The sequence below is a fragment of the Campylobacter sp. BCW_6466 genome (genome assembly GCF_001762835.1).
Taxonomy (GTDB): domain Bacteria; phylum Campylobacterota; class Campylobacteria; order Campylobacterales; family Campylobacteraceae; genus Campylobacter_D; species Campylobacter_D jejuni.
Genome location: NZ_MJXO01000073.1, coordinates 1 through 25338 on the forward strand (window position 1 = coordinate 1; position 25338 = coordinate 25338).

The following is a 25338-nucleotide window of genomic DNA, read 5'->3' on the forward strand; positions in this document are numbered from 1 at the left end:
TAAATATTTGTGTAAGTATTTATATAAGTATTTGGTGGGTTAAAAAATGGGGGCTATATTTTAGAGCACTCGTAATTTTTATTTTTTATATTAACAAATTGACTTTTAAGTGTTTTAAAATCTGGAATATAAGCATAACCGCTAAGCGTATCTACAACGATACAAAGAGCATGCTTTTTTGATAACAAACGTATAATGCAATCTGAATTATTCTTTGCTAAAGTTTTTTCATATGCATAATTGGCATTTTTTAACGGAGAATACACTCTGCCCATTTCATCAAATACTAATCTAGTAAATCCTGAACAAGATCCTTTGAATTCAACCTTTTCTATTCCGAATCTTTTTGTAAGATTAAATCTTTGTGTAGTTTTTTCATCATCTTTACTAATAACTCCACTTTGACCTGAATTCATTAATTTGTTATGATTGATTACATCAACAGCAATTTCTCTATCTATATTGATTTCAGTTTTACCTAAATTAGCATTTCCATCGCCATTTTTATCCAAGAAAATAGTATATGTTTGATCATAACCTGTGGCAGCTGATTTTATAAAATAAATCTGCCATTTACTTTTAAACCACTCTCTTTTTGCGATAGCCAACTCATCAACTCTTATGCCTTCTTGCATCATGGCTAAACTTTGGGTATATTGGATATCATTAAGAATTTGTATTGCACCTTCTAGTAGATTGTCTTTTTTTAAGTAAAGACTGCCTAAATTAAAAACTATACCCAAAATGAGAATTATAAACACAAATTCCAACAAACTGAAAGCTTTAATCATAGTTTAAAATCTGATATACTTTTTCATATTTTCCAAGTTTTACCTTAACAATTTTTTTGTCCATATCATGCCTATCGGCTTGTTTTAAAGCTTTTAAATAAAACTTATTGCTATTTTTTATTCCATAGAATCGCAATCTTTTTTGCAAACTTGGGGCTGTTGCAAGCTCTAAAACATCTTGTTTTTTTAATTCTAGCGCCAATTCTTTAGCAAAATGATAATTATTGGCAAAATGACGATTTGGATTGTTTATAAAATAATACAATAATTGATTAGCGACGATTAAAAAGTAACAAAATATTAAAAAAATTATAGAACATTCTATAAAGATTTTATACCTTAATCGAAAAACTGGCAATCTCACTCTATAACTTTGCATTAAAGTTTTTATAAGCAAAGGAGTACAAATAACACAAAAAGGTAAAAAATCATCTAAAAAAAGTTTTTGTCTTAAAGAAAGCAACAAACAAAATACAAATGTTACGCTCATTAAAAACCATAATAAATTTTTATATTTCTGAAAAGTCAAACGATAAATAGTGTAAAAAAAATACACAAAAACCAAAGGAGAAAAACATGCAGCAAAAATTCCTAAAGTATCTAAAAAATAACCTCTTGGGCGACCACCTGTATCAAAACCATAAAAACTGATACTCGCTCCAAACAAAATAAGAGATAAGGTAAATAAAATAGCATTTCTTTTATAAATCCCAAAAAAGAAAAAAGTTAAAAATAAAATATTAAAAGATTTATCAACAAATAATACTATAATCAATAATATATAAAAAAGCCATTTTTTTTCATATTCGTAAGCACATAATATAGCAAGGGTTAAAAAAATCACCAAAGATGCGGCATTAACCAGTAAAGCACTTGCAACAGTACCCGGCAATAAAACAAATAACAATAAAGAAAAAAAAGCATCGATTTTAGTTTTAGTATATTTTAAAGCTAGTAAATACAAAAGTAAACAACTTAAAAAATGAAAAAATAAAAAAGGAAGCCTTAAACCAAAATCATTTTGCCCAAAAATAAAAGTTCCAAAATGAGATATATAATAAAGCAAACTATGGGAAAAAATAAGTGATTTACCCTGCTCATCAAAATAAATATCAGCTTCATCAGCACTAATACTCAGTGTTGAAATTCCATAAAACAAAGCTAACAAATCAAGACTAAGTAAAATGATGATAAGTTTATAATTTTTGATTTTTTCCATAATGAAAATTTTACAAAATTAAACTTAAAATATCAATGCAAATCATATAAATATCAAATATCTTAAAAATTAACATCAAATTGATTTTAGTTTTTATAAGTATAATTTTAAACAAAAAAAGGCAAAAATGCAAACTATTGATCAAATTTTTCAAACACAAATCGATATTAAAAAATCTACTTTCTTATCTTTTCTTTGCCCTTTTAAAGATTTTAAATTTTTAATAGAAACACTAAAAAAAGAGCATCCAAAAGCTGTTCATTTTGTCTATGCTTATCGTGTTTTAAATGATTTTAATCAAATTGTAGAAGATAAAAGTGATGATGGAGAGCCTAAAGGAACTTCTGGAATGCCAACTTTAAATGTTCTAAGGGGGTATGATCTTATCAATGCGGCTTTAATCACTGTAAGATATTTTGGCGGTATAAAACTTGGTACAGGGGGACTTGTAAGAGCTTATAGCGATGTGGCAAATGCCGTGATCAATAATTCTTCTTTACTTTCATTCGAATTGAAAAAAAATACAACCATTGCTATTGATTTAAAAAATTTAAATCGTTTTGAACATTTTTTAAAAACTTATTCTTTTAATTTCACAAAAGATTTTAAGGATTGCAAAGCTATATTACATATCAAATTAAATGAAAAAGAGGAGCAAGAATTTGAAATTTTTTGTAAAAATTTTGCACCTTTTGAAATAGAGAAATTATAAATTCTTGCAAGTAAATATAAAAGCTCCAAAATGGAGCTTTTGATTAAATTGCGCTCAATAAATCATTTAACAAAGTATTATTCTTACTTTGTTCATTTGCACCTTGTTGTGTAAGATCATTATGAACGCTAGCACTTTGAGCTCTCATAGACAACTCGCCTTCATTTTGTCTAAAACGATAAGCGTAAACATTTGACATTTGAGCATAATTACTTAAATTTGAATTTGAGTTTTGCGCATTGCTTTGAAAACTACTGCTAGAATTTAAAGCATCTCCGCTTGACTTCTCATCCGCCTTATTTAACATATCCATAAAATCAGAATCTCCAGATGAAGAATAATCTTCAATCTGTTTATCCACCTGTTTATACTGACCACTAATAGCATCGTATTCATACGAGCTAATCGTTCTATAATTTACCTGCATAGTTTTCTCCTTTCAAAATATGCAAAAACTATACAAGCAAAAAGCGTTCCTTTTTATGTAAGATCAATGTTTTTTAATCATGATGAGTAGGCAAATGCTCCACATCAAGCTCATTGTTGGCTATAAATTCCTCCTTGGCTTTTTTACAGTTTTCATCACGCATTTTGCGGTATTCATTGCGAATGGTGATTTCTTTATCGCTTAGAGGTCTATCTTCTAAAAAACTGATATGAAAATAAGTATCATCGCTCTTTGAATAAGTTTTATAAAAATCTATATAGTCAAAATAATCCTTGCCATTATCAAACTCTACCACTTCTTCTATATAAATCGTAGGCCCAAAACCCTTGTGATTTTGTGTATAATGCCCAAAACCTGCGCTGTATTGAATTCTAAATTTAGCCATCATTTTCTCCTAAAAATTCTTGATAAGTTCCACGAAAATCTGTAAGCTTACCATTTTCTAAATGCCAAATTCTATTAGCAAAAGCAGAAACTAACTCCCTATCGTGACTGATACAAAGCACTACACCCTTGAAATTATACAAAGCTTCGCCTAATGCAATAATACTTTCAAGATCTAAATGGTTATCAGGTTCGTCTAAAAGCAAGAAATTTGGACGCTCTAGCATCAAACGAGAAAGCATTAAACGATGTTTTTCGCCCCCACTTAAACTTGCTGCCATTTTTTCTTGATCGCTGCCACTAAAAAGCATTCTACCTAAACACTTGCGGATTTCATCTAGATCTTTAAATTTTTCACTCATAAGCCATTCGTAAAGTTTCAAATTTTCACAAATTAAATTACTTGTATCTTGAGGAAAATATCCAAGCTCTATAGTTGCCCCAAGATGTATAGATCCACTATCTGGATTTATAGCATGGGCGATGATTTTTGCCAAAGTACTTTTGCCCACACCATTTGCCCCAATCAAAGCGATTTTATCATTTTTTTCTATTTTTAGCTCCAAATTTGAAAACAATTGTTTATCATAAGCCTTGCCTATACCTTTAAATTCTAAAACTTCATTACCTATTTCACGATTGGTTCTAAAAACTATGCTAGGATCTCTACGGCTTGAAATTTTAATCTCTTCAAGCTCTAGTTTTTCAAGTGCCTTAGCACGGCTTGTGGCTTGTTTTGCCTTAGAAGCATTTGCGCTAAAACGGCGAATGAAATTTTCTAATTCTTCTCTTTCTTTTAAGGTTTTATCACGTTTAAGCTCAGCTTGTTTTGCCAAAAGCGTTGAAGCCATATACCAATCATCATAATTTCCCGCAAAATCACGAATTTGTTTAAAATCCACATCCAAAATTCTTGTGCAAATTTTATTTAAAAAATGCCTATCATGAGAGATGACAACCAAAGTCCCTTCATGTCTTAAAAGTTCATTTTCAAGCCAAGAAATCGCCTCTAAATCAAGGTTATTTGTAGGCTCATCTAAAAAAAGCACATCCGCACCCAAAAATAAAACTTGAGCTAGTAAGACTTTAAATTTATCCGCACTTTGTAAGGTGCTCATTAAAGCATCAAAATCTTTAATCTTTAAAGAACTTAAAATTTTTTCACAACGTGTTTCACAATCATAATTTGGATCTTCTTCGGCCGTTATTATCTCAAGCTCACCTAAGCGTTCATTGATCTCATCGGTAAATTCCTCGCTCATATAAAGCTTTTCTTTTTCTTTTAAGGCCTCATATAAACGCTTATTTGCACACATCACTGCATCTTTGATGGTGTAGTTTTCAAAAGCAAATTGATCCTGTCCTAAAACTGCGATTTTCAAGCCTTCATCAAATACTATTTCACCACTACTTGACTCAATTTCTCCTGAAAGAATTTTTAAAAAAGTCGATTTTCCCGCACCATTAGCACCGATAAGTCCATATCTTTGTCCTCTAACAAGCTTTAAATTCACATTTTCAAATAAAAGCTGATTTGCAAAACGCATAGTAAGATTTTTTACTTCAACCATGATTTTCCTTAAATTTTTTACTTATAAAAATTTTTAAGAAATTGTATCAAAAAAAGACTTGAAATTAATTGAGTACAAATTTTATATAGACAATGAAAATAAAATTTCATTGTCAAAATAAATTAATAATCCAAAAGTTCTACAAAAACTTGCTTTTTATCATCGCTAAATCTAGCACTATAAGAAATTTGAGTTTCATATTCCCCTCCATCAAATAAAATTCCTTTTAAAGCACCTCTTGAATATTTTTCTCGCATTTCATTAGGCATTTGTGGATAAGTAAATTTTAAACTAGCCATACAAAAACTAGTTTTTTTATCCTTGCTATCTTTGGTTATAAAACTTTCAAAAGAAGTATAAACCACTTCATTAGCATAATCTTTCAAATCAAGTAAAGGTTTAAAATGCGCCCTTAAAACTCCAAGCGTATCAGTAGATAATGCAGCCTCTAAATCCCTCATATCCATACCATTGGAATTTATCCTTAACGCCCTTAAGGATTGTTCATTTAAACCATACTCAACATAAACCCATTCATCATCATCTAAAATACTTTTTAGCGTAAGCTTAACATCTTCATCATCGCATTTTGGCTTATTATTAAAACATCCTGCAAATAAAAAGACCAACATCAAGCTTAATAAAATATTTTTCATTATTTCTCCATTATTATTTTAATAAATTCTATGATTTCATCATTTTTAGCACCATCTTCCCCTAAAAGACTTTTTAATAAATCTAAGTTAAGCTGTGGAGGAAATATAAGATAAGAATTTACTGGAAAACCATTTGATTTTAAGCCTATGCAAAATTTTTCATCTTTATTTGTGTATGCTTTTCCTGCAACAATTTTATAAGTATCTTTCTCATAAAGTAAAGTAGGCTCTACTTCAAAAGGTGTATATTTTTCACTCATTTTCATCTCCATTCTTTCATTAGTTTTAAAATAAAATAATCATCACTGTATGATATTTGCAATTTTTTCATAATTTTGTTTGCGAAGTTTTTTACCTACTAAAAACATATCTACAATCCACCAAATAGTCCAATTGACTATCCAATTCATAAGCACTAATATATATGCTATGTTCTGCAAAGATTCACTTGCAACAATATTAAAAATTATTGGAATAATCACAAATGCTAAACGCACAAAACCTAAAACCATATCACCTATCATAAAACGCCCTACTCCAAAAGGGCCAAATAAAAAAGTTCCTACCCAAAACACCAAAGCAGGGCTTTTTAGTTTAAGCATAGGAAGTTGATTTAACACATCTTTTTTTCTTTCTTCGCTTAAGCGTTCAAATTTTTCTTTTAGCGTAATTGCTGCTAAACCATCTCTTGGTAACTTATCACCAATATTAGAAAGAACTGAATTAAAATCCATACATTTCTCCTTGAAAATTAAAAAATATCTCGAATTATTCCACACTATCACTTAATTAATATTGAAATATTAAATATATTTTATATAAAAAATTGAATATTTCAAGTGTTTTTAATAAAGAAATTTTAATGTAAAATCTTTTAAAGGCTAAATTTTTAAGGTAAAAAATGACAAAAAAGAGCAAGCGTGATATGGCATATGAACTAGACATTGATGTTAGCACTTTATATAATTGGAGAAAATATAAACCCAATTTATATCGTATTGTTATGCTTGGCTTTAAATTTGATGAACTTTTAGAAAATAGCAAAAAAACTCATGAAGAATTACTTCATATAGAACAAACCATACAAGATGAAATTGCTAAATTTAAATAAAACCCACTTTTAAGCTTTTTTCTATACAATTATCACTTTTATTAAAATCAAGGATTTGAAATGTTTTTATTAGATTTTTTAATATCATTGAGCTTTATTTTTGAAATTTCAGCACTTGTGCTATCCTTTTACTTTAAAAATTCAAAAATTTTCTTTTTGACTTTAGTATTATTAGGAGCTAAGTTACCTTATTTTTATACAAGTTTTTTTCAAGCTAATTTATTTGTGGCTTTATTTTTACCTATGATTTTTACTCTATTTTGCCTTGGAAAACATCATGTTTTAATTTTAAATAAAAAAAATATTGCTTCAATTATAACCCTTATTTTTATAGGCGTTTTAAGCATCATTTTACCTAGAAATACTACTTTTAATAGCGCTGGTTTAGAATTTCATTTTATTGCATTAGATTTTTTTAAACCTGTAAGTGAATTAGGGTTTTTATTTTTTTTAGTCGGATTAATGCTTGTTTTTATCAAAACCTTTAAAACTAAAGAATATTATCTTATTATCGCATTTTTTGCTGCATATTTTCAGTTTTTATTTCAAGAAGGAGCAGGAATAAGGTATTTTGAATTTGCAAGTTTAGTTTTTTGTTTTTATCTTTTAAATCACGCTTATAGATTGGCTTTTTTTGACATCTTAACAAAACTACCTAATGAAAAAAGCCTTACACGCTTTACAAAGGGAAAAAACAACTATATCATTGCCTTGCTTCATTTTAATGAACTAAAAGACACTAAAGAAAGCTATGCCAAACTCATCTTAAAACAAATTGCAAAAATTTTAAAACGCTTTAGAGCAAAAATTTTCATCGTAGACAATGATTTTATTTTAATTTTTAATGATAAAAATCAAGCTTTAAATCATCTTGCTTTTTTAGAATCCACCTTGAAAAACACGGAATTTAATTTAGAAAATGAAAATTTTAAACCAGATTTTAAATTGATTTGGCAAGAAAGCGAAGAAAATTTGGATAAAAATTTACAAAGTCTAAGAGCAAGACTCTTAGACTAAAAAATTATTTTTCGTTTGCTTCAACTTCGATATTTAAATTAATATCATCGCTTAAAGTAATAGTTGAAGTACTTGTCGCGAATTTAAAATCAGAGCGTTTGATTTTTCCATTTAAAGAAAAACCTATTTTTTCTTTTCCATCTTTGCCTTTAGCTACACCGCCGATTTCAGTATCTAAAACGATATCTTTAGAAACTCCAGCTATAGTTAAAGTTCCTGTCATTTTGCCTTTTTCATTATCGATTTTTTCATATTTTTTCATTGTAAAAGTCATATCAGGATATTTTTTTGCTTTGAAAAAATCATCTTGTTGTAAGTGATTATCTCTTGTTTGATTTTCTGTATTTACAGATGCGATTTTTATAGTTGCATCAAGCTTTTTAAACTCAGCACTCGCAGGATCAAAATCAATCACCGCAGAATAATCTTTGAAATTTCCTTTTACATTGCTAATTTGTAAATGTTTGATTTTAAAACCTACATCTGTATGTGCTTTATCTAAAGTATATTCTTTAGCAAACAAACCTGTGCTTAACAAAGACACCGCAACCAATGAACTTAATAAAACTTTTTTCATTTTTTTCCTTTTTTTATAGTAATTTTCAATATAAAAATTTTATTAGATAAAACATAATAAATCATTAATAAAAATTAAAAAATTTTACTATTTAAAAATTTTACAAATTCTTCAAATTTAGGCAAATCAAGCTTTATTGCTTCTCTTTGCTGTTTTCCCCACATACACTCTGGAAAAAACGCATCTTCTTTAAATCTTGCCATAACATGAAAATGCACCCTTGGCACATAATTTGCAAAAGAGGCGATATTGATTTTTTCAGGTTTGTAAAATTCTATCATAGCCTTTTCACAAAGTAAAATTTTTTCAAAAAGTTCTTTTTGCAACTCTAAAGGACAATCGCTAAATTCTTTATAAATTTCTTTAGTAAAAATTTTAAGCCAAGGCACTTGAGCCTCCTCTTTCTCTATATAAATCAAATCATTTTCATAAATCATTACATTCCTTTGAAATTGTATTTATGATTATTTTACAAAATTTATCAAATTTTTAAGTCAAAATGCGTTAAAATTCCTAAAATTTAAAAAACAAAAAGGAGGATAAATGCAAATTAGTTCAAGTTATAACTCTTATGATTACTACTCTAGCAAACCTTCTTTTGATAAAACAAATCAATCTGATTCCACTCAAAAAGATGAAAAAAATCTTAGTGAAAATAAAGATGATAAAGAAAAAAATGGCGAACAAACCCAAATGGTTAATGGCGTAGAGCTAAGCCAAAAAGAAGTAGCTCAAGTTCGCGAACTCCAAAGTATCGATAGAAATGTAAAAGCTCATGAAGCTGCACATCAAGCAGCGGGTGGCGGCTTAGCAGGTGCTGCAAGTTTTACTTACACAAGAGGCCCTGATAATCAAATGTATGCTACAGCGGGCGAAGTTCCTATCAGCATGCAAAAAGGAAACACACCAGAAGAAACTATAGCCAATGCAAGACAAATCGCAGCAGCAGCTATGGCTCCTGCTGATCCTAGCCCACAAGACTATAAAGTTGCAGCAAATGCTACAAAAATGGAATTTGAAGCAAGAGCTGAAGCAATGAAGCTTAAAGCCGAAGAAGCCAAAGAAAAAGAAGAAGAAAATAAAGAAAAAGATGACAAAAATTCAGAAAATAGCTTAGAAAAAACAGATAAAGATTCAAAAAACAACGATAAAAATTTAAATTTTGATAAAGACTTTAAAAATTTTGTTGCTAGAACTTATCAACAAAACTCACAAAATAACGACATTAAATTCAACATCGCATCTTAAAATCCTTAATTTAAATAAAAAATTTACTCCAATCTTCCTTATAAATAAAGCTTTGTTTTAAAATTAAACAGATATATCTAAAAAATTTATCTTTTTATTATCTGCTTTATCTGTATTTGTAGAATTACTTTGTTCTTCTTTTTTAGCTTCGGCTTCTACTTTTTGTTTATCTTCTTCTTGTTCCATAAGCTTTAAAGTATCATATATTTGATGAACTTCCTTAGGCATACATTTATGGAAACGATGATTTGAATTTGCATGTAAAATATTTAACATTTTTTATCCTTTTTATAATTTAAATTTTTGCATTTTCAAGCCTTTATATCTATGCCTTGCTTATTCAGTATTTCTAAGATTTCTAAAACATCCATTCCATTTTCTTGTTGAACTTTTAAAAATTGTTGCCAAAAATTTGTTTTTACTTCATCTTTGTAAGTTTCGCTTTTACTTTCTGCTTATATAGGTTTAAAAGTTTTTGTTTCTTGTTCTTTTTAGTTGTTATATTGTTCTTGTGCAGTTTGCATTTCTTGTTGAATATCTTTTCTGCTTTTCTCGGCAATTTCGCCAAATCTAGCTTCGTGTTTAGCTTGAAGATCTAACCATTTTTGTTTAAATTCTTCTACACTCATACTTGTGTGATAAATTTTTACATATTCTTTTTGTAAGTCTTCATCCAACCAATGCACCGAAGCTTTATTTTGTGCTTTAAAATCTTCTTGGCTTAATTCACCCTTTAAAATCTGATCTTGTATAGAGCCTTTAGCGATAGGAATTTCTTTTGTAAGTTCATCATAATAATCTTTGTAAGATTTTAGAAGTTCATCTAAATTTGCAACATTTGACTTGTTTTTATCATTTGGAATTTGAGCGGTATTTTTATCGCCAAAATTCCAGTTATTTGTTGTGCTTATTCCAAAAATGCTTAAACTCGAATTTATAGTATTCATATTTTTTACCTTTTAATGTGATTTAAATTGTTATATCAATTTTTTGTTTTCTCTGTAAGTATTTTATTAATTCTTTTTGCTCTTTTTGCATTATCTCAATTAAAGGTGTAAATTCTATATTTTCATTATTTGTATCGACAATACCCGCACCTTGAACTATACTATTTTTATCTAACTTTAAATTATAGTTTCTATCATTCCAAGCTTTTTTGACTTCTTCACCACTCATAGACTTATCAAAGCCTTCGGTTTTTCCTTGACGCGTAGCCTCTCCTTCTCTAGTATAGATATTCTCATTTATAATAGCTACTAAAAGCCCACCTTTAGTAATAGTGCCATCTTTATTAGTGTATTTGCTTGGTGTCGTATCAAAAAATACGCCTGTATTAATATTTTCTTCACCGCCATTATTATTATTAAAAATATCTGTGGCAGAATTTCCTTTCATAAGATTTTCAGTAGTATTAAAAAACAATTTGTTTATTTTTGTATCAGTTGTATTTTCATAATCAAAATCTATATCAGCATTTAAATAATCCGTAGCAGAATTATAAATTTTCGTTACTTGCATAGTTTGGCGATTAAATTCATAGCCTTGTGGGAAGTTGGCTATCTCTTCTAAGTTAAAGTTATCTTTAGAATTTAGCACATCTTCGCCTACAACTTGACTTAAAATTTTATAGGCATTTCCTACGGTTTTAGCAATGTCTATACTCTCAAAAGCTCTTAATGGATTTTTTTCATTCGTAGATATTTTTACTAAGCTTTCCATAGTGCTAGAATGAATTTTTATATCCTCAGGAATTCCTGCTGCTTTATTAAATTCACTTGTAAAATAACCCTCGTTATCTACTTCATAACCTAAAACTTTATTATTTGTTTTAGTAGTGTCTTGGGCATCTTGTAGATTTTTTACACTATTATTTGAAGTGTTTGAATTTAAGGAAGAGTTATTATTGTGTTTAATGTTAATATTAAGATTAACAAAGGGATTATTGAAAGTTGAGTTAATGCCTATCATTTTTTATCCTTTTTAAAATTTAAATTTTTGCATTTTCAAGCCTTAATATCTATACTTTTTGGTGCAGAATTTGAAGAAAGGATTTTGTTAAATTCTCCTGCATCATCATCGCTAAATTTCATACCAAAAAGAAGTTCTAATTCTTTACTAGTGCTAAATTTACCTTCTAATAGTTTTTTTACAAGTTCGTTTCTTGTGCTATCATCTTTGTAAGTTTCTTTGTTTTTACTTTCGCCTTGAATGGCTTTGAAGGGTTTTTCACTTTGTTGAGTGATAATTTCATCATCACTAGAAAGCAACATTTTATCACCCATAGCCATTTCGTATTCTTTCACAAATTCATCGTGTCTTTGCTTAAAATCTATGTATTTAGTTTTAAACTCATTTAAGCTTAAATCTTTACTTATAAGTGCGTCAAATTCTTTATAAAATTCATCGGCTTTTTTGATGATGTCGTAGCCCAAATGAAACATCTTAGAATAAGAAACAAAAAAACCTAACATCATTTTCTCCGTAGTTGGGTCCCATTTTGTATAAGCAGGATTAAAATCTTTTAAAGGGGATTTTTCTATTTTATTGGGGTATTTTAAAGCATTTGACTTCATAAAGTTGTTAAATTCTTGCATATCTTTTTTGCTAATACTTTCATCAAGTCCGAATATTTTAGGATTATACTCAAATTTTTTTCCACGATAAGGCAAAGCACCTTCTCCTGTTATAACGGCTACTCCGTGTTTGTTGATTTTAAAATCAATATTTTTATCTTGTTTAAAATTTGAAGTGTTATAATTATAATTTAAATTTACACCATTAATCATTTTTGCCTTCCTTGATATTATATACTATATCGGAAAAAAATTAAAAATTTATAATCTTGAGAGTTTTCAAAAACTCTCAAGTTATTATCAAGCTAAGCTTTTTCCACTTTTATGATATTTTAAAATACCTTCAGCACAGCGATAAGCCAAAGCTCCCACAGTATCAGTTGGATTATATCCACTATTGTGTTGGAAATTTCCTGCTCCTACAACAAAAAGATTATCCGCATCCCAGTGTTGTAAATAAGTATTAACCACACTAGTTTCTCTATCTGCACCCATTGTTGTTCCACCTGTGTTATGAGTAGATTGATAAGGCACAACGCTATAATCCTTAAGATAAGCGCCTTTTTTGATTGATTTTACTCCTTGCATTCTTTTTGCTACCTCAGCTGTTTTATCTGTGATAAATTTATGCAAAGCTCTATCTTGATCGGTGAAATTATAAGTTAAGCGTAAAAGTGGCATACCAAAAGCATCTTTATAAGTTGGATCAAGACTTAAATAATTATTCTTATGAGGCAAAGAAGCACCTTGTCCTGCTACGGTAATAGCTCTTGTGAAATTATAATTTAATGCTTTTTTAAATTCGGCACCCCAAGTTGGAGCTCCTGCTGGAAGTGGGGCTGATTGTATAGGGCGAGTTCCAAGCTGAACGCTATAAATCATAGCTCCATGAAGGAATTTTTCCTTAGAATGATCAAAATTATCTCCGTTAAAATCATCACTCGTAGTTCCTAAAGCACCTGAACCCATAAAGGTGTTAAATTGCTCATCAAAGAAAGCTGTTGTGCCCATATTCATTTGGTAACAATAATTTCTACCTAAAGTTCCTTTACCTGTTTTTGGATCGTATTGCTCACCTATGTTGCTTACCATTAAAAGCTTAGCATTGTTAAACATATAACTTGTAAGTACAACTATATCAGCAGGCTGGATATACTCTTTCATCGTTCTAGTATCGACAAATTTTACCCCTGTTACTTTTCCGTCTTTTTTAAGAATTTGCGTTACATTGCTATAAGTGCGTATGGTGTATTTGCCTGTGCTCATAGCCTTTGGAATTACTGTGTTTAAAGGACTTGCTTTTGCGCCATACTCACAACCAAAACGCTCACAATACGCACAGTATTGACAAGGAGCTAAATCTTGACCATCAGGGTTTGTATAGCCACCTTTAGAATTTGAAGCTGGCAAACGATAAGTGTGTAAATTTGAACTTTTTGCTGCACTTTCAAATCGTTTAAGCATTTTAGTATTTTCAAGAGGTTCTTGTGGATAAGGACTGGATCTAAAAGCTCCCATTTTTTCTGCTAAAGGATTTGGCTCACCTGATACCCCACAGGTTTTTTCAAATCTATCATAATAAGGCTCCATATCCTTATAAGTCACGCCCCAATCTTGCAAGGTATAATCATTACCTAATTTATTACCATATCTTTGTTTGCTTAGGGTTTGAATTTCAAAGTCATAAGGCATAAACCTAAAAGTCCAACCATTCCAATGCACCCCTGCACCGCCAACATTATTACCCAATAAAAACGAACCCATTTTACGATAAGGCAAGGCTAAACCACTAGGATCATGGCGAAAAGTCACAGTGTCTTTCGAGCAATCTTGCATCAAACCATAATTAATCCCGTATCTCCACTCATCATGGATAAAATTAAAATTTTCAGTACTTTGCATATGTCCGCGTTCTAAACTAAGTACATTCAAACCTGCTTTAGTAAGCTCTGCAGCCACTATACCTCCAGTCCATCCTGCTCCAACTGTTACCACATCTACTTTTTTTAATACTTCAGCCATTTTAACTCTCCATATCTGCTAAACCCATAGGTTCAATGTTAAAAAATTCATCACTTGCAATTTTATCCACATAGCTCATTTGTGCGCCTGGATATTGCATCATTCTCCAACCATTTTTATTATCATTTCCGCCATAAATTGGATCAGCTAAAACTCCAGCTACTGTCATATCTCTTAAAAGTGTGAAAAAATAAGAAGATTTAAAACCTGTAGTTTGAATTTTTCCTTTTTCAAAATCGCTTAAAATTTTATCCTGATCTCCACCTTTAAGCAAAGAAAAAGATTTTTTATAACGCTTTTGAGCATTTTCTTCAAGAGCATGCACGCCTTCTAAAAAAATATCTTTGCGTTGCATAGGAGTTTGATAGCCTTGTTCAGCTTTACCCTCCATGAAAGGCCCTTGCATATATTCTCTATCATTATAACCATAAGCACTAGCTAGCTGATTATCAATAAAATAAGGCACGCCTAAACCTATAGCTCCTTCTCCCTGCTCATCTTTAGGATAAATTCTTTCACAGGCTGCACTTAAGGTATCAAATTCAGTTTGAGTTTGAAAAAACATTCTACCTCTAATTTTATTTGATTTTCCTTGTGAAGCTTGATGCGAATGCGTAAGTTCTGCTGCCTTTAAAACAGCACCGCCACCTATAGTGCTAGCTGCTACTACAGAACCACCTAGAAGCCCTAGTTTAAAAAAGCTTCTGCGATCAATAATATTGTCTTGCATTACTTCTCCTTGATAATAATTTAAACAAGACTATATTAGTCCTATTAATATAAATTTAACTTTAAAAAGCGATAAATTTTGTGTTATTCTTAATTTTATTTAAGTATATCTTTGAAAGTAATGAAAATAGAACTTTTAATAAAGCTCTATATCTTTAGAATTAAGTTCTTTATAAGCTGCGCAAGCTTCTTGATGTTTTTGATCGCAAGCCATTCCAAAATATCTTTTTGCCTTTGTTAGATCTTGTTTTTCTAGTTGATTATAGCGTCCTAGCAAATAACAAGCCTCACCAAAACCTAAAGTGCAAGATTTAGAATAAAAAGCAAGAGCAGATTTTACACTTGCTTTAACAAGTTCTCCTTTATCATATAAAGATCCTAACTGATAACAAGCCCTTGCATTTTTTAAATCACAAGATCTTTTATAAAAACTTGAGGCCATTTGTCCATCTTTTTCTTTTTCATAAAATAAAGCTATATTATTACAACTTAATGATTCTCCTAAAGTGCAAGCTTTATTAAAAGCCAAAAGAGCTTCATTTTTATAACCTTGATTTTGCAAAAGCAAAGCCATATTAGAACACGCATTTGCTAAACCCAATTTACAAGCTTTATCATAAAATTTATAAGCTTGATTTAAATCCTTACTCACACCCTTAGCACTTTCATGCATAAAAGCTAAAGAAAAACAAGCTTTAGAAATATCTTTTTCACAAAGATTCTTAAAAATTTCATAAGCTTTATCAAATTTATTTGCCTCGTAAAGTTTTAAACCCTCTTCTAATTCACTTAATGCAAATAATGAATTAAAAAATAAAAATAAAGTTAAAAATATTCTCATCAATCTTCCTTTATATTTTCTCTAACATTTAAAATCTGTGCTCTTCTTTTTTGAAGTTCTGCTTTTTTAAGATCTAAAAATTTATTTTTTTCTTGGATTAAATTTTGACTTTGTTCTAAAAAATTTTTTGCAATTTTTGTCAAAATAGGCTTATTAATAAGCAAAGCTTCAAACTCATAAACATTTAATTCATTTAAAACTCTTTCATAAATTTCACTTTTTTTAGGATAAAAAAGTACAAATTCAGAACTATCAAGCTCATAAAGAACACGGCTTTCATTGATTTTACGACTAAAAAATGCGAGGCTTAGTTTCGTAGCATTTTCATAATTTGTAAAAGCCTTAAGATTTAATTTTTCAAAAAATAAATCAAGCTCTAAAATACTTTTAAATAAAAGTTCTTTAAAATCTTTCAAAAAGTACTCATCGCTTGCATTGCAAAAAGCTCTTAATTCACTAAAATTTTTATCACTTTGGAAAATGTGATCTTTTTGTATGTTTGAAAATTCTGCTTTAAAAAGCAAAATTTCTCTTTCAAGTATGTTTATAAAATCTTTTAATTTCATCTTGATTTCTTCAAAAGATTTATAAAGTTCATTTTTGATTTTTTTAAACTCTTTACTCATCACATCACTATTATAAAACATCGCCAAAAAAGCATCGTCGCTCGAAATATAAGGCGCTTTATAATCATATCTTGTGTATAAATCTTTCTTTAAAAATCCTTTGCTTTCTTTGTAAAAATAAGCATCTTTTTCCTTAACACTTGCAAAAATTTCACTAGAAATTCTTTCACTAATGCTTTTAAGCTGTTCTAAAATCTGATGATTTAAAATTTCAATCTCTTTTAAAAAATTTTCATACGCTAAAAGTAAATGCTTTTCATAACTTTGAAATTGATTTAATAAACGATCAAAAATACCTACAAAAAGTTGGTTTTCATCTTCTAGAATTTCGCATAAATTTAAAATTTTTCTTTTAACAAATTTTTCTTTTAAAGCTGTTGTATCTAGCTGAGTTAAAAAATCAAGCAAAGATTGAAAATTAGATTTTTCATAGCTTTGCTCATCTTTAGCTTCTTTGCAAGAAATGGCAATAAGCTCATCAAAATATTTTAAAAATACACTTTTTGCATAATTTAAAACATTATCTAGTTCTTCTGTGCTTAATTTATCTTTTTGATTTAATACACAAATGCTATTTTCTCCTAAAAGTTCTAAATTTGCTTTTATGGCATCTTCTTCACTTTTTTTACCTGCATTATCAATCAAACTTAACCAAATCGCCCCATGAATATTTTTAAGCTCATCAAGAGTTGTTAAAGTATCATTTTCATTTGCATTTAAACCTGGAGTATCTACAAGAGTGATTTTTTCAAGTAAAGGAATGGGTGCAAAAATATGCAAACTTTTTGCTTGTTTTACTTCATTTCTTTGATCCGTATAAAAGGCTAATTTTTCTATATTTGTGATAATATCACTTCCATCTTCAAATTCTACTCTTAAAAAATATTCTTTTGCATAGCGTAAAAAAGTAGGTTTAAAAGTAACAGGAACAACACCCGTAGGCAAACAATCACACCCCAAGATCAAATTTAGCAAACTTGATTTACCACTTGAAAACTGCCCTATAATAGCGATATTAACATTCTTATCCAAAGAAAACACAAGCTCTTTTAATTCATTTTCTAAAGCATAACTTGCGTGCATAAAAGGCTCATTAAGTTCCTTACAAAGCTCTTGAATACACCCTTTAAAACTATCATCAAAACTCACACTATAAGTATTTTCATAGGCTTTTATAAAATCATTTAAAAGATTAATCTGCATTTAAAAGCCCCATTTCAAGTTGTTTTAATTTTTCAATTTTTTCTAAATTTTCTTCAAAAGAATTTAAAATATTAGCATCTTGATTTTTCAGACTCTGTAAAACTTTTTCAAGACTTTCTAATTTTGATTTTTGATTTTTTTCATAATGTTTTAATTTATCATTTAAAAACTCAAAAAATGCTCCATTGATATTTAAAGAGTTTAAAATTTCGCTCATTTTAAATTCTTTAAAAGTATCAAAAATAACCATATCTAAATTCGTTTCAAGCTCATATAAATCTGATTTTAGATTGCTTAATTTTTCAATTTTCAATCTTAAAAGTGCAAATTTTTCACTTTGAAAAATACTATCTATATTTTTTGAAATTCCATCTTTAAAACCTTCGAAACCATTGTCAAAATCATCTTTTAAAAAATCATATTTTAAAGATAAATTTGTTTTAAGCTCCTCGATTTTTTTAATATTTTCAAATTTAATTTCTCTTAAGATATCATTAATCCCATCTTTTGTGGTAATATCAACTATATTTAAAATACGAGAAAGATTAAGCTTTTGTGCATTATTTTTCAAATATTTAAACTCATCTATCAAGCGTTCTTTTAATTTTTTAGCCAAAAGTAAAACAAGATTATCTATGCCACTATCTATATTTTTAAGTTTTGCAATGGAATTTGAAATTTCATCTTGTGCTTCTTTTAACAAGGTGTTTTGCTTTTGAAGTTCAAGTAAAAGCTTTTGATTTTCTTCACTTACACCTTGTTTATTCTCCTTAATAAGACGATTTTGCATTTCATATTCGCTTAGAATATTTTTAAGCTCTAAATGCAATTCTTTTTTGTAAGCTCTTAAGGCAATCTTACTTTTTTCTCCTGCGTAAAGCTCGTTAAAAAGATAGTTTTCAAATTCTTGCATACCACTTTTTTGCAAACTTTCCTTAGGTGCTAAACCCTTATAAAAATCACTTGCCATTTTAGCACTCACACATAAAAAATCAATCTTTTCCACCAAATTTTCATCTAAATCCACAAGTCTTGATTTTAAGCTTTCTTTGGTATAAACAATGACTTCTTCTAAATCCTTTTTGCTTAACAAATCCGCTTTAGTTAAAACAATTAAAAACTTACTCAGCCTTGAGTTTAAAAGACAATGCACCAAAAAGTCCGCATCCTTTTGAGTCAAGCTTTGAGAAGCATTCATTAAATGAATTAAAAAATCACTTTCTCTAAGATACTCATTTGTAACAATTTCTCTTTGAACTACAACATCATCAAGTCCTGGAGTATCAACTATGGAAATATTATTTTTTAAAAAATCTAAATGACTTTTAATTTCTATTTTTTTAATTAAAGCTGAAATTTTATTTTTAGCTGAACTGAAATTTTTAAGTTCACAAAGTGCGATATTTTGTATTAAAGGTTTATCCTTGATAAAATCCTCTATATTTACACTCTTATCCAGCTTGTCAATAAATTCTTTTAAATCTGCATTAAAGTGCGAACTTTCAAGTATATTTTGCCATTCTTTTTTATCCCAAAAATATATCTTTGCTTCTTCACTCTTACCATAGCTTAATACTGTTAAATTAGCTGTTTCAGGTATGTTTGAAACCCCTAAAAAATCTTCTTTTAAAAGAGCATTTAAAAGACTTGATTTTCCTGCATTCATCACGCCAGTGATGGCTATATTAAACTCTAAATTTTGAAATTTTTCCAAAGTTTTTTGAAGTCTTGATTTTAAATTTTCATCAAAACTTAGCTTTTGAAGCTCCAAATTAATGGCGTTTAATTCTTTAAAATCATTTTGAAATAAAGCTTTTTGATCTATATTTTGAACTTTTTCTTGAGAAATAAAATCAAATATTTCGGTATTTTTCGAAATTTTTTCTAAAATTTTTAGAGCCTTAAGCAAATCTTGCTTTGGAACAAAACCTGATTTAAAAAGATTTAAAATACAAATTTGAGCATTTTGTATACTAAAAATATCCACTCTTAAATCAATTTTTTTACAAAGCTCTTGAAATTCTTTTAAGAGAAAATATCTTTCATAATTGTCTTTATTGACACTTAAAATAATCGCGCACTCAGCCGTATCAAGTTTGTTTTTATCTTGAAATTTAACATCAAAATTTAAAAACTGGAGTTCATTTTGCCAAATTTTTTGGAATAATTCTTTCATAATCTTCCCCTTAAAAAGGGGAAAGATTTATTTATTTCTTTGAGCAACAAGTTGTCTTCTCATATAAGCGATTTTACTTTGTAAAGGTAATTCTTTAGGACAATTATCTTCACAAGCAAGCAATGACATACAACCAAAAACACCATCATCATCGCCTACTAATTCATAAAAATCTTCTATAGTTCTATGATCGTGCGGATCTTGTAAATATCTAGCTGTTCTTAAAAGTCCTGTAGCAGCTATGAAATTTGGACGCATAAGTTTAGTTGCACAAGAAGCTACGCAAATTCCACACTCTATACAACGATCAAGTTCAAAAGTTTCATCCGCAACCTCTGGCTCAATGCGTTCTTCAAGTTTAGAAATATCAGTTTCTTTTTCATTATGCACCCAGCTTTCAACACGCTTACACATGTCTTCAAACCACTCGCCTGTATTCACACTTAAATCTTTAATATGTCTAAATGCAGGCATAGGCATAAGCTCTATCACTCCATCAGGATAATCTTTAGTTAAAGTTTTACAAGCAAGTTTTGGCACTCCATTAATCATCATTGCACAAGATCCGCAAATCCCTGCACGACAAACAAAGTCAAAACTCAGATCCGCATCCATTTTTTCACGGATCAAAGTCAAACATACAAAAACTGTCATAAAAGGAGTTTCTTCAAGCTCATAAGTCACAAAATGTGGTTTAGAAATTTTGCTTAAAGGATTATATTTAAATGCCTTTATTGTCAATTTTCTACTCATAATCAACTCCTATTCTTTGGTTTGGTGCTTTATATTTAGCTTGCAATTCATAAGGCATTAAAGCGTTTTGAATTTCATAACGACCTTTGCCTTCAGCTTCCATTTTTTCACGGATAGCATCCACTTCAGCTTGGCGTTTTTCACTTAAAGGATTTTCTATAATATTTCCTTTAGCTCCATATCCACGGAATGCTGGTGGAATTTCCATTTTCATAATATCAAGCTCTTCGTATTCTATGCGTGGTAAGGTTTCGCCTTCTACCCAAAAAGTATTGGTTCTTTTCATCCAATTTAAATCATCTCTTTTTGGATAATCTTCTCTATAATGCGCCCCGCGACTTTCTGTTCTTAAAAGTGCTCCATAAGCTACACAAAGTGCTATTTTTAACATTCTTGGCACTCTATACGCTTCTTCAAGCTCTGGATTTGCACAATCAAGTTCTTTACAATGTACTTTAACGTCTTGAGAATCTTTATAAAGTTTTTCAAGTTCATCTACTGCTTCTTTCAAACCTTCACCTGTTCTAAAGATGGCCACCTTATCCCACATGATTTCTTTCATTCTGTTTTTGATTTCAAAAACATTATATTTACCTTCTTTATCTACTAAAGATTTTAAATATTGATACTCTTTAGTTAAGAAGTCTTTTACTACATTTGTGTCAATTACTTCACCATTATTTTTACAATAATCTGCAAAATAATCTCCCACTATCATACCTGCTACAACAGTTTCAGCACATGAATTTCCACCTAAACGATTAAATCCGTGCATATCCCAGCAAGCTGCTTCTCCACAAGCAAAAAGTCCGTTTAACCATTGACTTTCACCTGTTGGTTTAGTTCTAATTCCACCCATAGAATAATGCTGCATTGGAAGAACTGGCGCCCAACCTTTTGGACCTTCATCTGCTGGATCAATACCATTGAAAGTTTTGCAAATATCTTGTACATCGCGGAGATTTTTTTCCACATGAGCACGACCCAATATAGAAATATCAAGCCATAAATGATCCCCATAAGGGCTTTTTACACCTTTGCCTTTACGAATATGTTCCATCATTCTACGACTTACCACATCACGGCTTGCAAGTTCTTTTTTCTCTGGTTCATAATCAGGCATAAAACGATATCCATCCACGTCACGTAAAATTCCACCATCACCACGACAACCTTCAGTAAGCAAAATACCGCTTGGTACAATAGGAGTTGGATGAAATTGCACTGCTTCCATATTTGAAAGTCTGCAAAGCCCTGTTTCAAGAGCGATGGCTGCGCCCGTTCCTTCGCAAATTACCGCATTTGTAGTTTGCTTATAAATTCTACCATAGCCCCCTGTTGCTATCATGGTTCCTCTTGCAATATAAGCAATAAGTTGTCCATTGGTTAAATCTCTAGCGATCACACCTAAGCATTTTTTACCATCATGGATAATTCTTACTGCTTCCATTCTATCAATAATTTTTACTTGATGTTTAATAGCTTCATTTGCTACACCATAAAGCATACAATGCCCTGTTGCATCTGCGATATAGCAAGTTCTCCATTTTTTAGTTCCACCAAAATCTCTAGCATTAATAAGCCCGTGCGCTTCTTCTTTTTCTTCAATCACAGTTTTTTGCGCATTGATTACAACAGTTCTTGGACCTTTAGTAACTCTAGTCCAAGGCACACCCCAAGCCGCAAGTTCACGCACTGCTTTTGGTGCAGTTTGAGCAAACATTCTTGCTACTTCTTGATCACAGCCCCAATCACTTCCTTTTACTGTATCTGCGAAGTGAAGATCTTCATTATCACCCTCACCTTTTGCCCCATTTGCTAAGCTTGCCTGCATACCTCCTTGCACCGCTGCAGAGTGAGAACGCTTCACTGGACAAATACTTAAAAGTGTTACACTTTGGCCACTCTTTGCTACTTCAATAGCCGCTCTAAGACCTGCTAATCCTCCGCCTATTACTAAAGCATCACTATATTGTATATTCATAATTTGCTCCATTGTAGTTTTTTATCATCGCAGTAGTTTGGGTTTGATTTTGGTAGTTTTCATAACCTATTTTTATAAATGCTGCAAGACTTAACACACCTAAAACTAGGAAGAAAATACTGATTATCCATTTAGCAGTTTTAAGCTTTTTACGACTTTCTTTTACATTTTTTCCTTCAAACCAACCCCATTTAACACAAAGTCTATAAAGCCCTATACTTCCATGAAGTTCAACACAGACTAAAAGAACAGCATAAAAAAGCCACATAAAATGACTTACAACCCTATCTCCTGACATATCGCCGCTGATTTTATCTGCATTGGTTACAATAAAAATAAGATGAGCAGAACCTAAGAAAAACATAATAAAACCTGTAAAAGCTTGAACCCACCATAACGAAGTATCGCTGTGATTCATTTTTTTACTGTGTGTTCTTAGTATTTGATACTGACGGTAATTAATAGGAAATTTTCTCATTGCAAGTAAAGCATGAACGAAAAAAACCACTAAAACACAGGCGGCTAAAAATGAAGTAAGATAACTCATAACAGGATTATCGTAAACAAATTTTAATTCTAAAAAATGTACCACAGAATTAAAAAAATCCTCACTGACTAAAATTGTAGAAACAAAAAGCATATGCACCCACATAAAAAGACCTAAAAAAAGCCCTGAGGCACTTTGGATAAAGTCTAATTTCGCAGGCATTTTACTTTTTTTGCCCTCAATGCTCTTACCCAAATAACCTTCGATAAGCTCACGCATCTTTACTCCTTTGTAAAAAGAAATTAAAAAATCCATTTCATTATATTACAAAAGTCTTTAAGATAGATTAAATATTTACTTTTTTAAACTTTATACAAATATAAACTAACAAAGCTGTTATAAACATTATAAAACTTAAAATTTGTCCCATACTCATACCCCATAAAACAAAACCCATACCAAAATCAGGCTCGCGATAAAATTCACATATAAATCTTGCCAATGAATAAGCACCAGCATAAACAAGAATCAATTCCCCTTGAAAACTTTGCTTAAATCTTGCTAAATAAACTATAATAAAAACAACAATACCTTCTAAAAATGCTTCATAAAGTTGCGATGGATGACGCAATACTCCATCAACATAAATTCCCCAAGGCACATTTGTAATGCGACCAAAAAGCTCTTGATTTAAAAAATTTCCTATACGACCAAAAACATAAGCCAATGGAACACTTAAAGCAACCAAATCAAGAAAAATCCAAGGATTTGTTTTATATTTTTTACAAAACAATAAAGTAGCTATCAAAAATCCTATAATTGCTCCATGATAACTCATACCTCGAATACCTACAAATTCACCATTAATATAAGGATTAAAAATTTGCCAAGGATGAGTAATATAATACATAGTATTTGCATCATAAATCAAAATATATCCAAGCCTTGCACCTAAAATAACCCCTATTTCAACCCATATAAAATAACTATCCAAATGTTTTTCATTAATGTCTAGTTGAAATTTTCTTACAAAAAATTTAGCCAAAAGCAAAGCCAAAAGCAAAGCTATAACATACATAATGCCATACCAATGCACCTTTAAACCAAAGATGCTAAAAGCTATAACATTAAAATTTGAATAAATATGCTGCCAAAATTCCATATATCTTTCCTAATTTTCTTTTATAAAAATATAACAAAAAAACTTTAACTTGCTATAATTAACACAAACACATTAAATAAAGGTAAAAAATGAAAAAATATATTTTACTTGCTAGTAGTATGTTAATTTTAGCAGCTTGTGGGGGTACAAGTAGTAATTTTGTCAATGTTTCTATGCCAAATTTTAAACCCCAAGTTCCAACAAAGGTTGAACCTATTGATTCTGGAGTAAGCATTGCTCTTGAGCCTATTAATATAGAACAAAATAACAATTATTCTGATTATTTTGAAAATTCAGTGCTTAAAATTCGCATAGAAAAAGAAATTGATCTTTTAAAACAAAATTTAGAAGAGCAGATCAAAACCATCGCTCAACTAAAAGGCTATAAAATAGTTACTACTAATCCAGACTACACTCTTAAAAGTTCAATCAGTATTTATACGGAAGAAAAAAATGCACAAAAAACAAGCAATTTTATGAGTGGAGATTATGTAAAATCCAATTTAGGTATAAATTTTAAAGGTAAAATAGATTTTATAGATGCACACAATCCACAAAATTCAACCAATCTTTCAAGTAGTACTAAACTAGATTCTTTAGTTGCGCTTAACTATCCTATTAAAAATGATGATGGGGTTAATATGTTTAAAACTACTATCTCCACTGTACCAACTCAACTCAATAAAGGTTTAGAGCAACCTGCTTTTGAAATTGATAAAAGTTTTTTAGCTTTTTATAAAAATACATTAAATACACTTTATAACAATCTACCAAAAGCAACAGACATAGGCAAAACTATACCTAATACAAATAGTGGTTTTAATAGTTTTGATGGCGATGCTACCTTTGAAGAAAGCTTACCTCAAACAAATTCTAATCAAAATAATACAATTGAAAACACGCCTACACAAAATATTCCTACAAATCCATCTTCAACAAATCAAAATAATCAAAGTAAAAATCAAGATGGGGTAGAAATATTTGAATGATAAAACTTGTGAGAAAATTAAACTTTCTCACACAAAAAATAAGATTTTCTTATACAAAA

At 29.8% G+C, this 25338-nt stretch carries 28 protein-coding genes; 5 read left to right on the forward strand and 23 right to left on the reverse strand.

Annotated elements, in window-relative coordinates; translation table 11 throughout:
- Positions 1-53: 53 nt before the first annotated feature.
- Complete coding sequence (locus AJ887_RS08150) at positions 54-791, reverse strand: hypothetical protein (protein WP_032603283.1); 738 nt, start codon at positions 789-791, stop codon at positions 54-56.
- On the reverse strand, positions 784-2010 hold the full coding sequence (locus AJ887_RS08155) for a hypothetical protein (protein WP_070240068.1): 1227 nt from the start codon (positions 2008-2010) through the stop codon (positions 784-786). The genes AJ887_RS08150 and AJ887_RS08155 overlap by 8 nt, the downstream gene beginning before the upstream one ends.
- 127 nt (positions 2011-2137) lie before the next feature.
- Between AJ887_RS08155 and AJ887_RS08160 the strand changes: the two genes are divergently transcribed.
- Positions 2138-2722, forward strand: a complete 585-nt coding sequence (locus AJ887_RS08160; RefSeq protein ID WP_070240066.1) for an IMPACT family protein — start codon at positions 2138-2140, stop codon at positions 2720-2722.
- Positions 2723-2765: 43 nt separating this feature from the next.
- On the opposite strand, the gene AJ887_RS08165 is transcribed toward AJ887_RS08160, so the two are convergent.
- The 6 genes from AJ887_RS08165 to AJ887_RS08190 form a co-directional block, all read right to left on the reverse strand.
- Positions 2766-3149 carry a hypothetical protein gene (locus AJ887_RS08165; protein WP_070240064.1) on the reverse strand — a complete coding sequence of 128 codons (384 nt, stop codon included), beginning with the start codon at positions 3147-3149 and terminating at the stop codon, positions 2766-2768.
- Between the two features lie 73 nt (positions 3150-3222).
- Complete coding sequence (locus AJ887_RS08170) at positions 3223-3558, reverse strand: hypothetical protein (protein ID WP_002859498.1); 336 nt, start codon at positions 3556-3558, stop codon at positions 3223-3225.
- A complete protein-coding gene (locus AJ887_RS08175; RefSeq protein WP_070240062.1) occupies positions 3548-5125 on the reverse strand; it encodes an ABC-F family ATP-binding cassette domain-containing protein in 1578 nt (525 codons plus the stop codon). Before AJ887_RS08175 ends, AJ887_RS08170 begins: the two co-directional genes overlap by 11 nt.
- 122 nt (positions 5126-5247) lie before the next feature.
- Positions 5248-5781: a hypothetical protein gene (locus tag AJ887_RS08180; protein ID WP_002861172.1), complete on the reverse strand. Its 534-nt coding sequence runs from the start codon at positions 5779-5781 to the stop codon at positions 5248-5250.
- Entirely contained in the window at positions 5781-6041 is a 261-nt protein-coding gene (locus tag AJ887_RS08185) for a hypothetical protein (RefSeq protein WP_052800315.1), read from the reverse strand. The genes AJ887_RS08180 and AJ887_RS08185 overlap by 1 nt, the downstream gene beginning before the upstream one ends.
- Before the next feature lie 42 nt (positions 6042-6083).
- Positions 6084-6515: a hypothetical protein gene (locus AJ887_RS08190; RefSeq protein WP_070240059.1), complete on the reverse strand. Its 432-nt coding sequence runs from the start codon at positions 6513-6515 to the stop codon at positions 6084-6086.
- 167 nt (positions 6516-6682) lie between these two features.
- On the opposite strand from AJ887_RS08190, the gene AJ887_RS08195 reads away from it, so the two are divergent.
- The gene (locus tag AJ887_RS08195; protein WP_002778401.1) at positions 6683-6892 is read left to right on the forward strand and encodes a transcriptional regulator; all 210 of its coding nucleotides are present in this window, start codon (positions 6683-6685) and stop codon (positions 6890-6892) included.
- A gap of 60 nt (positions 6893-6952) precedes the next feature.
- Positions 6953-7909 carry a hypothetical protein gene (locus tag AJ887_RS08200; protein ID WP_070240057.1) on the forward strand — a complete coding sequence of 319 codons (957 nt, stop codon included), beginning with the start codon at positions 6953-6955 and terminating at the stop codon, positions 7907-7909.
- Positions 7910-7913: 4 nt separating this feature from the next.
- On the opposite strand, the gene AJ887_RS08205 is transcribed toward AJ887_RS08200, so the two are convergent.
- Together AJ887_RS08205 and AJ887_RS08210 are read right to left on the reverse strand one after the other, a co-directional pair.
- Complete coding sequence (locus AJ887_RS08205) at positions 7914-8486, reverse strand: YceI family protein (protein WP_002870418.1); 573 nt, start codon at positions 8484-8486, stop codon at positions 7914-7916.
- A gap of 74 nt (positions 8487-8560) precedes the next feature.
- Complete coding sequence (locus tag AJ887_RS08210; RefSeq protein WP_002857306.1) at positions 8561-8923, reverse strand: HIT family protein; 363 nt, start codon at positions 8921-8923, stop codon at positions 8561-8563.
- A 106-nt stretch (positions 8924-9029) separates the two neighbouring features.
- On the opposite strand from AJ887_RS08210, the gene AJ887_RS08215 reads away from it, so the two are divergent.
- The gene (locus tag AJ887_RS08215; RefSeq protein ID WP_070240055.1) at positions 9030-9734 is read left to right on the forward strand and encodes a putative metalloprotease CJM1_0395 family protein; all 705 of its coding nucleotides are present in this window, start codon (positions 9030-9032) and stop codon (positions 9732-9734) included.
- Positions 9735-9797: 63 nt separating this feature from the next.
- On the opposite strand, the gene AJ887_RS08220 is transcribed toward AJ887_RS08215, so the two are convergent.
- The 13 genes from AJ887_RS08220 to lgt all read right to left on the reverse strand — a co-directional run bounded on the left by AJ887_RS08220 (position 9798) and on the right by lgt (position 24290).
- The gene (locus AJ887_RS08220) at positions 9798-10010 is read right to left on the reverse strand and encodes a hypothetical protein (RefSeq protein ID WP_070240053.1); all 213 of its coding nucleotides are present in this window, start codon (positions 10008-10010) and stop codon (positions 9798-9800) included.
- Positions 10011-10225: 215 nt separating this feature from the next.
- Entirely contained in the window at positions 10226-10681 is a 456-nt protein-coding gene (locus AJ887_RS08225; protein WP_070240051.1) for a hypothetical protein, read from the reverse strand.
- Positions 10682-10703: 22 nt separating this feature from the next.
- Complete coding sequence (locus AJ887_RS08230) at positions 10704-11702, reverse strand: Cj0814 family flagellar-dependent secreted protein (protein WP_070285078.1); 999 nt, start codon at positions 11700-11702, stop codon at positions 10704-10706.
- A 35-nt stretch (positions 11703-11737) separates the two neighbouring features.
- Positions 11738-12520, reverse strand: coding sequence for a hypothetical protein (locus AJ887_RS08235; protein ID WP_070240047.1), 783 nt, complete (start codon positions 12518-12520; stop codon positions 11738-11740).
- Between the two features lie 87 nt (positions 12521-12607).
- Entirely contained in the window at positions 12608-14329 is a 1722-nt protein-coding gene (locus tag AJ887_RS08240; protein ID WP_002872556.1) for a GMC family oxidoreductase, read from the reverse strand.
- Position 14330: 1 nt separating this feature from the next.
- Positions 14331-15059 carry a gluconate 2-dehydrogenase subunit 3 family protein gene (locus AJ887_RS08245; RefSeq protein WP_002857555.1) on the reverse strand — a complete coding sequence of 243 codons (729 nt, stop codon included), beginning with the start codon at positions 15057-15059 and terminating at the stop codon, positions 14331-14333.
- A gap of 135 nt (positions 15060-15194) precedes the next feature.
- Positions 15195-15899: a tetratricopeptide repeat protein gene (locus tag AJ887_RS08250; protein WP_052834232.1), complete on the reverse strand. Its 705-nt coding sequence runs from the start codon at positions 15897-15899 to the stop codon at positions 15195-15197.
- On the reverse strand, positions 15899-17728 hold the full coding sequence (locus AJ887_RS08255) for a dynamin family protein (protein ID WP_070240045.1): 1830 nt from the start codon (positions 17726-17728) through the stop codon (positions 15899-15901). The genes AJ887_RS08250 and AJ887_RS08255 overlap by 1 nt, the downstream gene beginning before the upstream one ends.
- Positions 17718-19904 carry a dynamin family protein gene (locus AJ887_RS08260; protein ID WP_070240043.1) on the reverse strand — a complete coding sequence of 729 codons (2187 nt, stop codon included), beginning with the start codon at positions 19902-19904 and terminating at the stop codon, positions 17718-17720. Before AJ887_RS08260 ends, AJ887_RS08255 begins: the two co-directional genes overlap by 11 nt.
- 27 nt (positions 19905-19931) lie before the next feature.
- Entirely contained in the window at positions 19932-20657 is a 726-nt protein-coding gene (locus tag AJ887_RS08265; protein WP_002938180.1) for a fumarate reductase iron-sulfur subunit, read from the reverse strand.
- Entirely contained in the window at positions 20650-22641 is a 1992-nt protein-coding gene (locus AJ887_RS08270; protein WP_002861159.1) for a fumarate reductase flavoprotein subunit, read from the reverse strand. The genes AJ887_RS08265 and AJ887_RS08270 overlap by 8 nt, the downstream gene beginning before the upstream one ends.
- Complete coding sequence (locus AJ887_RS08275; protein WP_002854660.1) at positions 22625-23407, reverse strand: fumarate reductase cytochrome b subunit; 783 nt, start codon at positions 23405-23407, stop codon at positions 22625-22627. Before AJ887_RS08275 ends, AJ887_RS08270 begins: the two co-directional genes overlap by 17 nt.
- 67 nt (positions 23408-23474) lie before the next feature.
- On the reverse strand, positions 23475-24290 hold the full coding sequence (gene lgt, locus AJ887_RS08280; protein ID WP_070233628.1) for a prolipoprotein diacylglyceryl transferase: 816 nt from the start codon (positions 24288-24290) through the stop codon (positions 23475-23477).
- Between the two features lie 89 nt (positions 24291-24379).
- Between lgt and AJ887_RS08285 the strand changes: the two genes are divergently transcribed.
- Positions 24380-25279, forward strand: a complete 900-nt coding sequence (locus AJ887_RS08285) for a membrane lipoprotein lipid attachment site-containing protein (protein ID WP_002859484.1) — start codon at positions 24380-24382, stop codon at positions 25277-25279.
- Positions 25280-25338: the final 59 nt, after the last annotated feature.